Origin of the sequence: Gordonia abscondita, assembly GCF_032711245.1 — a bacterium.
GTDB lineage: Bacteria > Actinomycetota > Actinomycetes > Mycobacteriales > Mycobacteriaceae > Gordonia.
Map to the genome: position 1 here is coordinate 223,350 of NZ_CP128986.1, position 13,698 is coordinate 237,047.

Here is a 13,698-nt window from a genome sequence, read left to right on the forward strand (position 1 = left end):
GGTTATCCCTTCACGGCGCCGGAGGTCAGACCGGCCACGATACGGCGTTGGAAGAAGAGCACGAAGATGATGATCGGAATGGTGATGACGACGGCCGCCGCCGCGATGGCACCGGTCGGCTCCTCGAACTGACTGACACCGGTGAAGTTGGCGATCGCGACGGGCGCGGTCTGCGCGCGTTCGGTCGATGTCAGCGACAGAGCCAGGAGCAGGTCGTTCCAGGCGAACACGAACACGAGGATCGCGGCGGTCACCACGCCTGGCGTAGCAAGCGGCAAGATCACCCGACGGAACGCCTGCCCGGGCGACGCACCGTCCATCTGCGCCGCCTTCTCGAGCTCCCACGGGATCTCGCGGAAGAACGCCGACAGGATGTAGATCGCCAACGGCAGCGCGAACGCCACGTACGGAATGATCAGGCCGGGCCACGTGTCGAACAGACCGATGCTCCGCTCGATGTTGAACAGCGGGGTGACGAGCGAGATCTGCGGGAACATCGCGATCAGGAGGGCTGCGCCCACGAGCACCTTTTTGCCGGGGAAGTCCAGACGCGCGATGGCGTATGCGGCCATCGTGCCGAGCACGACGGCGATGATCGTCGAGATGAGGCCGATGCCGATCGAGTTGATGAGACCGGACGTGAAGAACCCGGTGTCGAAGATGCTCCGGTAGTTCTCGAGCGTCCACGAGTTCGGGATGAAATTGCCGTCAGTGACGGTGCCCGGACTCTTGAACGACAGACTGATGATCCACCACAACGGAATGATCGCGTACAGCACCACCAAGGTGTTCGCGATCAGCCATCCGGCGCGGCGACGATTGAGAGCATTCATTCTCCCGCTACCTCCCCTCGTCGTCGGAACCGGGCGCCGAGGCGCCGAATCCCTTGATGAACACGATCGCGATCACCGCGACGCACAGGAAGATCAAGACACTGATCGCCGACCCGGTGCCGAGGTTGAACGCTTTGAACAGGTTGTTGTAGCCGAGCATCGACACCGATCCCGTGTCGTGGTTGCCCGACGTTAGGACGTAGATGTTGTCGAACACACGGAACGCGTCGAGCGTGCGGAACAGCAGCGCGACGAGGATCGCCGGCTTCATTAACGGCAAGATCACTCTGACCAGCCGCGTCCACGCGCCCGCACCGTCCATCTGCGCGGCCTTGAGCAGGTCGTCGGGCACCAGTGCCAGTCCGGCCAGCAGCAGCAGCGCCATGAACGGCGTCGTCTTCCACACTTCGGCGAGAATGATCACCGACAGCGCGGGCATCTGACTGGTCAACGGAGTCGACCCGTCCGGCAACAGATTGACAAGATAACCGGTACCCGGCGTCCACGCGTACTTCCACGAGATCGCGGCGGCGACGGTCACGATGCCGTACGGGATCAGCACGACGGTGCGCACTAGACCTCTGCCGAACATCGCGCGGTGCATGACCAACGCGATCGCCATACCGATGACGAGTTCGATGATCACCGAGATCACTGTTATGTAGAGCGTCACCCAGAGGGCCGTCCACCAGTAACCGCTACCCAGGACCGTCCCGTAGTTACTGAATCCAACGAAACTTCCCGAACCTGGTTCGCGGAGGTTCTCGTCCGTGAACGACAACCAGATCGAGTAGAGGATCGGATATCCGGTGACGACGAGCATCACCAGCGCTGCCGGACCCGCGAGCAGGAAGGCGAGCCGGCGTTCGGACGACTTACGTCCAGTTGACCCACTCTTCTTACCTCCGGGCGCCTTCCCCCCGGTGCTTGTCTGCGACGTCGCCGGTGCGGGACGTTCGACTTCCAGGATGTCCGACATGGCCATCGCCGACCCTGCTCGCGCAGGTGCGGGTCGTCGCTCTTGGGCCGGGTTGCGCGCGGCGCCCGCGACGGGCCGCACGCCGGGCGCCGGAGCCTGCTGCGGAGGTTCGGGCCGGGCCTGCTCCGACCCGGTTCGCGGCTCCGGCGCCTGCGGGGATTCGGGCACCTGCCGAGGTTCCGGAACGACGGTCCGCGTCTCCGGCGGCGTCGCAGTCGGTCGCGTCGGCTCCGAGCCCGGGGCCACCCACACGTCCGAGTGGACGGTGGGGATGGGACCGGTCTGTTCGACGGCCCGCTCTGGCGTGCGGTCCTCGGGCCGCGCGTGGCGGCCCGGACTCATGTCCGGGCCTTCACCGTGCGGCGTGAGGCCGCCGGAATTGCTCGGCTGATCGTTGTCGTCACTGGTCACGGGACGATCCCCTCCCCGTCGATAGCACTCTGTGCGACCTTCCCCAGCTCATCGGCCTTGCGTTCGGGGTTCCACTGACCCACCGGGCTGAGCGTCGCGGTGATCGCCGTCGACATGTCTTGGTATCGCGGCGTAGCCGGACGCGGTGACGCGCCCTCGTCGAGTTGGCGACGGATGATCTCGTACATCGGATATGCGAGCTGAAAATCGGCGTCGTCGTACAGCGAAGCGATCGTCGGAGGCGTTCCGCCACGCACCGCATACACTTTCTGCGCCTGTTCATCGGTGAGGCAGGATGCCGCCTTGAACGCCAGATCCTGCTGCTTGGACGTCGACGCGACAGCAAGGTTGAATCCGCCCGGCGTCGACTTCGCAGTCTTGCCGTCGGTGATGCCGGGGTAGGCGGCGAAGTTCAACTTCTTGCGGGTCGCGTCGTTGACCTTCGCGATGCGCGGGTCGGTCGGATTGTCAGCGGTCGCGTCGATGATGTCCTTGAAACCAGTCAGCGAATCGCCCATGATTTTGGCTTCGCCCGCCGCACCGTTCTCTTTGATCCCTGCGAAGACGAACGGCCAGTTGATCTCGAACGCACCGTTGCCCGCCTCCATGTCAGTTCGGGCGGTGCCCTCGTCGGAGTTGGAGATCGACGGGTCAGCACCCGGCGCGGTCGCGACCTGACGCATGACCGTCAACGCCTCGACTGTCGCGGCGCGGTGCTCCGGCGTATCGGTCAGCGTGACCTTCGTCGGATCGTTCGGGTCGAGCACTTGCCCGCCCGCCGACTGCAGGAGCGAGTTAAACCACACCATCAGCCCCTCGTACTGCTTGGCTTGCAGCAGGATCGCGGCCGGACCGCCCGCGTCCTTAATCTTCGCTGCGTCGTCGAGCATGCCTTGCCACGTGGTCGGAGCCTTCGCCGTGTCGATGGTCTCCTTCATGAGATCGGGCCGGTACCAAAGCATCTGGGTGTTAGCCCACAGCGGGATCGCGTACAGGCTCTTCGCGGTGTCGTCGTCGCGTTTCCATTCGACGGTCTCCACCGGACCCGAGAGCGATGCCTGCCTGGTCTTCTCGGCGATGTCGTCCGGGACACGCACCGCCCAGCCCGCATCCGCGAATTCGGCGGTCCACACGACGTCCATCGCCATCAGGTCCAGACCCGAGTCGTTGCCTGCGAGTCGTCGCGCCAATTGGAGCCGCTGCATGTCGGCTTCCTTCGGCAGCATGTGCATCGAGATGGCGTACTCGCCGTTCGAGTCGGCGCTGCATCGCTGCGCGACTTCGTCGATATAGTCGAAACCGTCGGCAGCGGCGTACATGTTGAGGGTGCCCCGCTCGTAGTCGGAACCGCACGCCGTGAGCATGGGAACCGTTACCGCAGCCGCAACCCCCGCAATCGCCAATTTCGTCCACAACCGGCGTCGGCGCGGTGGGCTAGCACCGATCCCGTCGCCGGAGGAATCCTCTGGTCGCATACCCGCCAAGCCTCCTACCGTCGCAAATCGGCTTTGAAAGCCGATGTGCGAGTAGGGTATCGCACACCCGAGTGACACACCGCACATCCCGTGCGTCTGAGTCCGGGCCACTCACGAGTGTTGAGCGGTCGTGTTCTAGATCGCGAGGCGGGCGAGCATGTCGCGGGCCTGCTCCGCCGTCTTCGGATCGCACAGCACGTCGTAACGTCCTGCGACCAACTGCATCGACGACGTGAAGTCTCGTTGGCCGCGACTCGCCGCGTACGGGATCGCCGCCGAGATCAGCCCGAAGACCATGCCGGCGATGACGCCGTACACGATCGGCACCCACGGATTGTCTGACGAGAAGAAGCTGATCAATGCGCCGAGGAACAGGCCAAGCCATGCACCCGACACGATCCCGCCACCGATCACCTTTCCCCAGGTGAGACGGCCTAGTACGCGCTCCACCTGCATCAGGTCTACCCCGACGATCGTCAGATTCTCGACATGGAAATGGTTGTCCGAGAGGTGGTCGACGGCACGTTGCGCCTGCTCGTACGTGTCGTACGACCCGACCGGCCACCCCTTCGGCTGCGTCGGCAGTCCGGGCGTCTGTCGCATCGGGTTGGTCATCGCTTAACTCCTGTCACAAACGTTCCGGACGTTCACTTCTACGCTGTGTCTCCTAGGCTTGTAGACATGACGCCTGCCCAGAAGGTCTTTGTGGCCAGACTAGTCGGCCTCGCAGTCCTCGGTCCGGACGGTGAATCGATCGGCCGTGTACGCGACGTCGTCATCTCGATGCACCTGCCCGGCCAACAGCCGCGCGCTCTCGGCCTCGCGGTCGAGTTGACGACTCGACGGCGAATCTTCGTGCCGATGCTGCGGGTCACGAGCATCGAGCCCGACGCTGTAACACTGACGACTGGTCACGTGAATCTACGCAAGCTCAGCGTCCGCCCGAACGAAGCGCTCGCCATCGGCCAAGTCCTCGACAGCATGGTCCGCACCGACGACCCCGACTATCCGGAGTTGCACGGCATCGACCTGACCGTCGTCGACCTTGCGATCGAACGCAACCGCAACCGTGACTGGATGGTCACCCGCGTCGCCGTCCGCGCCACCCGTAAGGCCCTCCGACGTCGCGGCGAGACGCTGATCATCGAGTGGCGCCACGTTGTCGGCATGAGTCGCCTCGAGCTGGCCCGGGTCGGACAAGGTGTCGAACGTGCACTCGCCCAGTTCGAGGCGATGCGTCCCGCCGACGTAGCCAACGCGCTGCGCGAACTTCCGGCTAAGCGACGCAACGAGATCGCTGCGGCCCTCGAGGACGAGCGGCTGGCCGACATCCTTCAAGAGTTGCCGACCGACGACCAGAGCGCTGTTCTCGCCAGCCTGAAACCCGAACGCGCGGGCGACGTCCTCGAAGCGATGGATCCCGACGACGTCGCCGACCTCGTCGCTGAACTCCCGGCGTCGGAAGCCGAAGCGCTGCTGGCGCGAATGGATCCTGAAGAGTCCGAGTCGGTCCGCCGGTTGCTCCTGCACTCCCCCGACACCGCGGGTGGCGTGATGACGCCCGAACCGCTGATCCTCACCGCGACGGCGACGGTCTCCGAGGCACTCGCCCGCATCCGCAACCCCGACATCAACTCGGCGGCCGCCAGCATGATCTTCGTCGTCCGACCGCCGACGAATACTCCGACGGGCAAATTCCTCGGCGCCGTACACATCCAACGACTGCTGCGCGAACCGCCTGCCGACCTCATCGGCGGTATTCTCGATGCGGAGATGCCGCGACTGCACCCTGACGACTCCCTGGAGACGATGAGCCGGTTCTTCGCCACCTACAACCTAGTGAGCGCGCCCGTCGTCGACGACACGTCGCACCTACTCGGCGCCGTCCAGGTGGACGACCTCTTGGACGCACTGCTGCCCCGAGACTGGCGCGAGAACGATCTCGAAGGCCACATCCGATGAGCCCCCGCCACCTCGATACTCCGGCCGACACCCGGCGACGTCTCCGGCTGAACCTCGACTCGGACGTCGTCGGCGTTTACAGCGAACGCGTCGCCCGTTTCCTCGGCACCGGACGGTACCTCGCGATCCAGACGATCATCGTGATCATCTGGATCTTCCTCAACATCGGCGTCTTCGCGTTCGAGTGGGATCCGTACCCGTTCATCCTGCTCAACCTGGCGTTCTCGACACAGGCCGCGTACGCGGCGCCGCTGATCCTGCTGGCGCAGAATCGACAGGAGAACCGCGACCGGATCTCACTAGACGAGGATCGCCGTCGCGCCGCACAGACCAAGGACGACACCGAATTCCTCGCGCGTGAGCTGGCCGCGGTCCGACTCGCGGTGGGCGACACCGTGACCCGTGACTATCTGCGCCGCGAATTGGAGGACGCCGTCGAAGACATCGCCGAGCGCGTCGCCGCGAAGCTCCGAGACGAGCCTCCGGCTGAGCGATCGGACGAATCCGGTACGTAACAGCGTTGGTCGCCCTGTATGCTTGCTCACAACCGCGGGGGTGGATGGTGACAGCTGTTCGCCAGAAGACCGCGCGAATGACACTCGACTGGAGTTCGCGAATATGGGGATGAGTTTCCGGCACAGCCCAAACCGGGTACATGTGCCACGACGGGGCGTAGCCGTGGGCGTCGGCACGATCGCCGTCGGAGCCGTGCTGCTCGGCGGAATGACCGCTGGGTCTACCTCACTTCCGTCTGCCCAAGGTCCGATCAACATCGGCCCGTCCCTGCTGGCGTCGAACGATTCGGAAATCACCGCAATCGACGACGTCACCCAGATCGTGCCGTCGCAGGGCGGACAGCTGACTGGTTTCACTCCCCCCTCCGATGCCGCAGGCGAAATTGCCGATTCGGCGGCACAGTTCCGGATCGCCGCCAACCTGCCGTCCGGCCCGCTCGGCATCCCCGGAATCATGCTGAAGGCGTACAAGCTGGCCGCGACCCGCGTCGCAGCGGAAACCCCGCAGTGCAAGCTCCCGTGGTATCTGTTGGCTGGCATCGGCCGCATCGAATCCGGTCACGCGGGGAACGGCAACGTCGACCGTTACGGCAACACACTCACTGGCATCCGCGGGCCGGTGCTCGACGGGTCGCTGGCAGGCAACGCAGTGATCACCGACTCTGACGGCGGAGACCTCGACGGCGACCGCGGTCACGACCGCGCAATGGGCCCTATGCAGTTCATCCCGAGCACCTGGGCAAGCTGGGGCTCGGACGCGAACGGCGACGACAAGGCGGACCCGGACAACGTCTTCGACGCGACCTATTCCGCCGGCCGCTACCTGTGCTCAGGCGTCGTCGACATCATGTCGGCGTCCAACAAGGTTGGCGCCGTGATGCGCTACAACCATTCCGTCGCCTACGCGAACAACGTGCTCGGTTGGGCAGCCGCGTACGCGGCAGGCGTGATGCCGACGACGCCGATCCCGGAGATGACGACACCGCCTAAGGACGACGAGAAGAAGAAAGACAAGAAGGACGAGAAGAAGAACGACGGCAAGAAGAAGGACGACGGGAAGAGTGGCGACAAGTCCACGAAGCCGAGCAAGCCGTCAACGCCGCCGTCCTCCAGCAAGGACAAGCCGAAGCCCAGCCCGAAACCACAGTGCCTCGGCCCGATCTGTCTGCCACCTCCGCCCGCCATCCCGTAGCCGAAGCTCCGGTCGGATTCGTGCGGTACGTCGAGTGAGGCGAGGCTGAACTCGAAGGTGCCTGAGTACTGACTAGACTGGGCGCGTGAGTACTCCCACCGAATCCGCAGTCCGCTCGGCGCTCAGCAAGGTCGCCGATCCTGAGATCGGCAAGCCGATCACCGACCTCGGAATGGTGAAGTCGGTGGCGATCGCCGACGACGGGAGCATCGATGTCGGCATCTATCTGACGACGTCGGGTTGTCCGCTTCGAACCGAGATCTCCGAACGCGTGTCCACTGCCGTGTCGGACGTGCCCGGGGTCGGGGCGGTCCGGGTCGAACTCGACGTGATGGACGACGAGCAGCGTACTGAACTCCGCAAGAAGCTGCGTGGCGACCGCGCCGAACCTGAGATCCCGTTCTCCAAGCCCGGCAACCTGACTCGCGTGTACGCGATCGCGTCCGGCAAGGGTGGCGTCGGAAAGTCGAGCGTCACCGTCAACCTGGCGACGGCACTCGCCGCCCGCGGACTGTCGGTCGGGGTGCTGGACGCCGACATCTACGGTCACAGCGTCCCCCGGATGCTCGGTAGCGACGCCAAGCCGACACAGGTCGAGTCGATGATCATGCCTCCGCAGAGCCACGGCGTGAGGTTCATTTCGATCGGGCAGTTCACCGATGGCAATACTCCGGTCACCTGGCGTGGCCCGATGCTGCACCGTGCCCTTCAGCAGTTCCTCGCCGACGTCTACTGGGGCGACCTGGACGTCCTGCTCCTCGATCTTCCGCCGGGGACCGGCGATGTCGCGATCTCGATCGCCCAGTTGATTCCGGGCGCCGAGATCCTCGTCGTCACCACCCCGCAACAGGCGGCCGCAGAGGTGGCCGAACGCGCAGGCGCGATCGCACTGCAGACGCGTCAGAAGATCCTTGGCGTCGTCGAAAACATGTCGTGGATGGAATTGCCCGACGGCTCACGCATGGAGCCGTTCGGTTCCGGCGGAGGCGAACTGGTCGCCGAACGCCTCACCCGTGCGGTCGGAGCCCCCGTCGAACTCCTCGGTCAGGTGCCCCTCGAACAGCAGCTCCGCGAAGGCGGCGACGACGGCACCCCGGTCGTGCTGTCCCACCCCGACTCCGCGTCCGGTTCGGCGCTCCGTGCCGTCGCCGACAAGCTCGCCGTCCGCCGACGTGGCCTCGCGGGCATGAGCCTGGGAATCGATACCACCCGCCACGACTGACCCCGATTTCGCCGAATATTCCGGTATCGGCGAGTCTGCGGAACCGAACCGCGCTACCGTGCGTCTAACTGAGTAGGAGCCCTCAACTCGCACCAGCCCCGGGAGTCGCAGTGAGCAACGACGTAGTCTCCGAAATCGCTGCCTGGAACGCGCGCGCCGCCGCCGCGCGAGCCGCCGGGATCGAGTTGGAAGCGCTGAGTCAGGCATTGGGCAACGCAATTTCCGCAAACTACTTAGGTGAAAGTTGCGACGAAGGCGAGGCGCTATTCGTACTCCTATCTTCCCTCGTTTCCGATGGCACAAGGCAGTTGATGGATCATGCTTGGGCCGCATATCAACTTGAGGAGACCGCGAACGCGGCGCGTATTCAGCTAGCCGAGACCGATGCGGCGAACTCTTCAAGTATCACCGGCTCCGGACGTCCCTGATGACAGGACGTCGCGGGTACACGATCCTCTCGTGTTTGGTGGCTTCGCTTTCACTCGCGTCATGCACAACAACGGGCTCGCCAACGACCGCCTACTCTGAACCTTCGATCCGGCAGTTCGACGACTACGGAGTGCAACTTCCATTCAAGACTGTGCACTCACACAGATGGAACTCAACCAATGACGGAACCCTTTACGAGCCGTGCACCGCGTTGACCAGTGCTGAGGTCGGCTCTTTGAGGTGGGTCTCCGTGTCGGCCAAGGATGCGGCTGGCACCGACGGGCAGACTCTCCGCGGATGCACTTGGACAGGCGAGTCCGGTGACAGCACAGCGCATTGGACACTCAGCCAGTTCGTTGGAGATTCCCTCGGCCTCGGTAGCGCCAAGAAGCGACGCCCGAACAGCCCAGCGGTCGTGTGGCTTCCCGACGCGGAACTCAATCAGCGAACCGTCGGTCGCCTCGCCTATCGCACTGTCAACCGTTGCGAGACTTATGTCCAGTCTGGGCAGGCTGGAGTCCATACAGCAGTCAGCGTCATCAGCAACCCACAGCCTCCCATCTCTGAGGTTTGCGACCGGGCGCTCGCGTTCACACGCGCGACTATCGACAAAATGCCGCCTTGAACTGCCCTACGAGATTAGCTCCGAGGATTGTGACCAGTATGTGGTCACAATCCTCGGAGCTAATGGTTCTGGCGGGTAGTGCGACTGCTAGGTCGCGTCCCAGTCGGTGAAGTCGTGAGAACGCTTGGAGAGATTCGGTTTCGGCGACGATGGCTCGGGAGCGGAGGTCTTCTGCGCTTGCGGCTCGGGTCGAGACGGCTTGGACAGCCCCTGAACATCGAGAGTCTCGCGCACCGTACGGCCGAGCTCATCGACGGACGACGAGTCGCCGCCCAGAAGATGCTTGGTCACCACGCTCTTCGGGCTCATCTGACGAAGCTCGTTGATCTGCTGGATCGGCTCACGGAACTGGTCGAAGTCCGCGCCCATCTCATCACGCAACTGGCCTGACGCGCCCGTCGCGTAGTCGCGGGCCTTTCGAATCGACTGCATCGTCCACGACACGGCACCCGGCAGACGCTCCGGACCAAGAATGATCAAACCCGCAGCGAGCAGCACCACGATCTCGCCCCAACCGATACTGCTGAACATGTGTCTGAACCCGCTCGATCCGTCTAGTCGCTGGCCGGCGTGATCGAACCGTCGAAGGTCCGGCCCTCACGCCAATAAGTGAACTTCACCTCTTCATCGATCTTCGATGTACGGACCGCGACCGTCAACTCGTCAGAGCCTTCGATCTGACGACCATTGAAACTCGTCACCACATCGCCCTCACGTAGGCCGGCTCGCGCAGCCGCACTCCCCTGCGCGACGTCACGCACCTGCGCACCGAACACCTTGTCGTTGCGGACAGTCGCCGCGCTCACACCGATCGTCGGATGCTTCACCCGACCATCCTTGATGAGCCCGTCGAATACCGGAATCGCCTCATCGATCGGGATAGCGAAACCCAGACCGATCGAGCCGCCGTTCGGCGTCGCCGCGGCCGTATTCACCCCGATCACGCGCGCCCGCGAATCCACGAGCGGACCACCCGAGTTGCCGTGATTGATCGCCGCATCAGTCTGAATCCCGTTGACCACCGTGTCCGTGTCCGACTCCGCGTCCGGACGCAGCGGCACCGGTTGGTCGACAGCGCTCACGATGCCCGTCGTCACCGTCTTCGAATACCCCAACGGCGAACCGAACGCCACAACGTCCTCACCGATCTTCACCTTCGACGAGTCGCCCAACGTCGACACCGTCAGATTCTGAACGTCGTCCACCTTGATGACAGCCAAATCGGTTTTCGGATCCCGGCCGACGATCCGCGCAGGAACACGACTCCGGTCGGAGAACACCGCTTCGAGCTTCGCACTGCGATCGGTCGCAGCCATCGACACCACGTGATTGTTCGTCGCGATGAACCCACGCTTGTCGATCACGAAACCCGACCCCGTCGCACCACCACCGCCAGTGCGCACCTCGATCGTCACGACAGCCTTCTCCATCGCATTCGCGACCTTCGTGACAGCCGTGCCGTCACTGTCATCGTCCGAATCGTCGACGTTCAGATGCACCGAATTCGAGTTGAGCGGTGTCGCGACCTCGGCCGTCCACCGCCCCACAAGCCCACCGAAGACCCCGACGAGGAGCGCCGCCATCAACAACGACGCCAACGCCCACCAATGCACGCGACGACCCGACACCAAATCTCTGAGGCCCAACTTCGGCCCCGGATCGACCGGGGTCGGCGGCTTCGCGTCGGCCAAAGCAGGCGCAGCCAACCCGACACCCGATTTCGGGCTACGCCACGGATCCTCAGGCGCCTGCGGCTCGTCGTCGACAGGCACCGCGTGCGGGTCACGCTGCAAAGTCTGCAATTCACCGTCCGGACGGCCGAACGCTTCACTCAACACCGGGTCGGGCGCGGCAACCTTCGGCTGCGGACCGTCCAGAGTCGGCGTGTTCGAGAACGATCCAGTCACGCCAGCCGGACGTCCGAATACAGCTTCGTCCCGCGACGTGGGGGTTCCATCAGTCACGAGTCAGCGGCTCCGACGATTCGATCGGCCCGCGCGACGCATATCGATCTCGCGCGTCGGGATCTGGCTGAGTTGACCGAGCAACGACGGCGGAGCGCTCATCTGCGCACCACCCCGCACCAGCGAACGCGCACGCACCTGGTTGACGACCTCTTCCGAACACCTCGGACACAACACCAGATGCGCATCGGCGCGCGACGTGGCCATCGGCGACAACTCGTTGTCGACGTAGGCAACGACGGCTTCCACAGCGAGATGCTCGGTCGCCGCGAACTCTTGGCGCGGCGGGCGCTCGGGATTCGGAACGATCGACGAAGTCACCGGCGCCCAACGGCGACCGGAGGAACGGTGTCCCAGACCCACGGGCGGCGCCCCTTCCACTCGGCGGCCGCCGAGGCGGCCCAATGTGATCGGTCGCGCCCAGCTTACGCGATCAGACCTCACTGGCGACGGCGACCGATCTGCTGTCCGTGTGACCACGGGCCGCAAGGAACTCACGAATCCCCTGCCGCCCCCGGTGGATGCGACTGCGGACCGTACCCATCTTGACGCCCAACGTCGCGCCGACCTCCTCATAGGAGAGACCTTCGATGTCGCACAAAACGATTGCGGCACGGAACTCCGGCGCCAACGAATCCAGCGCTTCCTGCAGCTCCTGCCCCAGATTCGCGTCCGCATACGCCTGCTGCGGGTCGGGCGTGTCGGTCGGAATCTTCTCGTAAGCAGACTCAAGCGCCTCCATCCGAATTTTGGCGCGACGACGGACCATGTCGAGAAACAGATTCGTGGTGATGCGGTGCAGCCAACCCTCGAAGGTGCCTGCCTTGTAGCTGGTCAACGAGCGAAACACTCGAATGAAAGTTTCCTGGGTGAGGTCTTCTGCGTCATGCTGATTGCCCGAGAGACGAAACGCGAGACGGTAGACACGGTCGGCGTGTTCAGCGACGAGCTCGTCCCACGACGGCATCAGATCCTTGTCGCCCGTCGCGTCGAAGCCCGCAGTGCCACGGAAAGAGTCACGCGGCGTGGAATCGGTCGTGTCAGAGTGGTTCATCGGTGGAGCGCCAATTCCTTTCCTTGCACTGTCACGATCAGAACGGCCACTGTTCGTTGTTTCAACGTCGGCGATGCGATCGCTATTCCGTACCATCGCCTATGACCCTCTCGCATCCGAATGTGGACGGCCCCAGATTGCCCTGTGTGTTTCCTGAGGATGGGAATCGGAGGTGGTCGGCGTGGGGTGATTCCTGGTCAGTGCCGTTGTGGCACCCTCGTTCACATGACTGACACGACGGGTTCGCAGAACACCGAGCGACTCAACGCCTATGCCGAGTCCGCGATCATCGAAGACGATGCGATGACCGCGGCGCGGATGCGCGGCGAAGAACTCGGCGCACGCGCAGTCAGCCCGGCCACGGGTGCACTGCTGTCGCTCCTCGCGCAGACCGGAAACGCCGAACACGTCGTCGAGATCGGTACCGGTGTCGGTGTGAGCAGCCTGTGGTTATTGGCGGGAATGCCTTCAACCGGCGTTCTCACCACCATCGACCCCGAGTCCGAGCATCATCGTGCCGCGCGGGAGACGTTCGCCGACGCCGACATCGCCCCCGGACGGACCCGGCTCATCAATGGCGCGCCGACCGACGTGCTGACCCGACTGGCCGACGAGTCGTACGACCTCGTATTCGTCGACGGGCTCCCACTGTCGTATCCGGCGTTCGTCACCGAGGCCATTCGGATTCTCCGACCGGGCGGGCTTCTCGTCGTCAACAATGCGTCCGCCGACGGAACGATCGACGACCGCGAGTCCACCGACCCGCGCACACTAGCTGCCCGCGAAGCCGCGACGATCGTCGCCGACGACGATCGCTTCCTCCCCGCCGTGATCCCCGTCGGAACCGGACTCCTGGCGGCCGCGAAAAGTCGCTGACGGATTTACTGGCACGTATCCGGTATCTACTCGCCCCGCATCGCTTCAATCGGTGATGTACGTGCTAGTAATGTTCCCGAGTCGTCTAATCGAACGACCCGCTGACTAATGCCGCGACCATCACGCTCGATGGAACTGGTGACAACGCAACGCAACTAGTG

Annotated in this window: 15 protein-coding genes; 7 read left to right on the forward strand and 8 right to left on the reverse strand. The window is 64.1% G+C overall.

The window, feature by feature from the left end; all coding sequences use genetic code 11:
* Nucleotides 1–2 precede the first annotated feature (2 nt).
* The 4 genes from MP11Mi_RS01025 to MP11Mi_RS01040 all read right to left on the reverse strand — a co-directional run bounded on the left by MP11Mi_RS01025 (nt 3) and on the right by MP11Mi_RS01040 (nt 4,313).
* Entirely contained in the window at nt 3–833 is an 831-nt protein-coding gene (locus tag MP11Mi_RS01025; protein ID WP_420040473.1) for a carbohydrate ABC transporter permease, read from the reverse strand.
* A gap of 7 nt (nt 834–840) precedes the next feature.
* Complete coding sequence (locus tag MP11Mi_RS01030) at nt 841–2,223, reverse strand: carbohydrate ABC transporter permease (RefSeq protein ID WP_420040474.1); 1,383 nt, start codon at nt 2,221–2,223, stop codon at nt 841–843.
* Nucleotides 2,220–3,698 (reverse strand): extracellular solute-binding protein, encoded by a 1,479-nt coding sequence (locus MP11Mi_RS01035; RefSeq protein ID WP_420040475.1) that lies wholly within the window; start codon nt 3,696–3,698, stop codon nt 2,220–2,222. The genes MP11Mi_RS01030 and MP11Mi_RS01035 overlap by 4 nt, the downstream gene beginning before the upstream one ends.
* Before the next feature lie 135 nt (nt 3,699–3,833).
* The gene (locus MP11Mi_RS01040; protein WP_420040476.1) at nt 3,834–4,313 is read right to left on the reverse strand and encodes a YflT domain-containing protein; all 480 of its coding nucleotides are present in this window, start codon (nt 4,311–4,313) and stop codon (nt 3,834–3,836) included.
* A gap of 66 nt (nt 4,314–4,379) precedes the next feature.
* On the opposite strand from MP11Mi_RS01040, the gene MP11Mi_RS01045 reads away from it, so the two are divergent.
* The 6 genes from MP11Mi_RS01045 to MP11Mi_RS18325 all read left to right on the forward strand — a co-directional run bounded on the left by MP11Mi_RS01045 (nt 4,380) and on the right by MP11Mi_RS18325 (nt 9,643).
* Nucleotides 4,380–5,660, forward strand: coding sequence for a magnesium transporter MgtE N-terminal domain-containing protein (locus MP11Mi_RS01045; RefSeq protein WP_420040477.1), 1,281 nt, complete (start codon nt 4,380–4,382; stop codon nt 5,658–5,660).
* Nucleotides 5,657–6,175 (forward strand): DUF1003 domain-containing protein, encoded by a 519-nt coding sequence (locus MP11Mi_RS01050; protein WP_420040478.1) that lies wholly within the window; start codon nt 5,657–5,659, stop codon nt 6,173–6,175. Before MP11Mi_RS01045 ends, MP11Mi_RS01050 begins: the two co-directional genes overlap by 4 nt.
* A 103-nt stretch (nt 6,176–6,278) precedes the next feature.
* Nucleotides 6,279–7,367: a lytic transglycosylase domain-containing protein gene (locus MP11Mi_RS01055; protein ID WP_420712821.1), complete on the forward strand. Its 1,089-nt coding sequence runs from the start codon at nt 6,279–6,281 to the stop codon at nt 7,365–7,367.
* An 85-nt stretch (nt 7,368–7,452) separates the two neighbouring features.
* Nucleotides 7,453–8,589 carry an Mrp/NBP35 family ATP-binding protein gene (locus MP11Mi_RS01060; RefSeq protein ID WP_420040479.1) on the forward strand — a complete coding sequence of 379 codons (1,137 nt, stop codon included), beginning with the start codon at nt 7,453–7,455 and terminating at the stop codon, nt 8,587–8,589.
* 110 nt (nt 8,590–8,699) lie between these two features.
* On the forward strand, nt 8,700–9,017 hold the full coding sequence (locus tag MP11Mi_RS01065; protein WP_420040480.1) for a hypothetical protein: 318 nt from the start codon (nt 8,700–8,702) through the stop codon (nt 9,015–9,017).
* A complete protein-coding gene (locus MP11Mi_RS18325) occupies nt 9,017–9,643 on the forward strand; it encodes a DUF3558 family protein (protein ID WP_420712822.1) in 627 nt (208 codons plus the stop codon). The genes MP11Mi_RS01065 and MP11Mi_RS18325 overlap by 1 nt, the downstream gene beginning before the upstream one ends.
* An 87-nt stretch (nt 9,644–9,730) precedes the next feature.
* On the opposite strand, the gene tatB is transcribed toward MP11Mi_RS18325, so the two are convergent.
* The 4 genes from tatB to sigE all read right to left on the reverse strand — a co-directional run bounded on the left by tatB (nt 9,731) and on the right by sigE (nt 12,661).
* Nucleotides 9,731–10,174 carry a Sec-independent protein translocase protein TatB gene (gene tatB / locus MP11Mi_RS01070; RefSeq protein ID WP_420040481.1) on the reverse strand — a complete coding sequence of 148 codons (444 nt, stop codon included), beginning with the start codon at nt 10,172–10,174 and terminating at the stop codon, nt 9,731–9,733.
* Nucleotides 10,175–10,197: 23 nt separating this feature from the next.
* Complete coding sequence (locus MP11Mi_RS01075; RefSeq protein ID WP_420040482.1) at nt 10,198–11,607, reverse strand: S1C family serine protease; 1,410 nt, start codon at nt 11,605–11,607, stop codon at nt 10,198–10,200.
* A 3-nt stretch (nt 11,608–11,610) separates the two neighbouring features.
* The gene (locus MP11Mi_RS01080; RefSeq protein WP_420040483.1) at nt 11,611–11,928 is read right to left on the reverse strand and encodes a zf-HC2 domain-containing protein; all 318 of its coding nucleotides are present in this window, start codon (nt 11,926–11,928) and stop codon (nt 11,611–11,613) included.
* Between the two features lie 112 nt (nt 11,929–12,040).
* Complete coding sequence (gene sigE / locus MP11Mi_RS01085; protein WP_420040484.1) at nt 12,041–12,661, reverse strand: RNA polymerase sigma factor SigE; 621 nt, start codon at nt 12,659–12,661, stop codon at nt 12,041–12,043.
* A 225-nt stretch (nt 12,662–12,886) separates the two neighbouring features.
* Here sigE and MP11Mi_RS01090 point away from each other — a divergent pair, with 225 nt between their 5' ends.
* Entirely contained in the window at nt 12,887–13,537 is a 651-nt protein-coding gene (locus MP11Mi_RS01090; protein WP_420040485.1) for an O-methyltransferase, read from the forward strand.
* Nucleotides 13,538–13,698: the final 161 nt, after the last annotated feature.